Origin of the sequence: Bacillus sp. EKM206B (assembly GCF_011066015.1) — a bacterium.
GTDB lineage: Bacteria > Bacillota > Bacilli > Bacillales > Bacillaceae > Bacillus > Bacillus velezensis.
The window spans coordinates 1-222 of record NZ_JAAMNL010000057.1; the positions used below are offsets into that span (position 1 = coordinate 1).

The window sequence follows — 222 nt, forward strand, 5'->3', positions numbered from 1 at the left end:
CATCACTGTGCGATTTATTTAAAACTTTGAATTAACAGGTACGTTTTGTCTTGTTTAGTTTTCAAAGATCATTTTGTTCACTTTCTCAAGCAACTTTTTAAGTATATAACAAGTTTCTCTTAAAGTCAACATGTTTTTTTATAAATGGTGGAGCCTAGCGGGATCGAACCGCTGACCTCCTGCGTGCAAAGCAGGCGCTCTCCCAGCTGAGCTAAGGCCCCG

Annotated in this window: 1 tRNA gene; it reads right to left on the minus strand. The window is 40.1% G+C overall.

Features of this window, described 5'->3' with window-relative positions:
* Positions 1–145: 145 nt before the first annotated feature.
* Positions 146–221, minus strand: a tRNA-Ala gene (locus G9F50_RS20410).
* Position 222 lies beyond the last annotated feature (1 nt).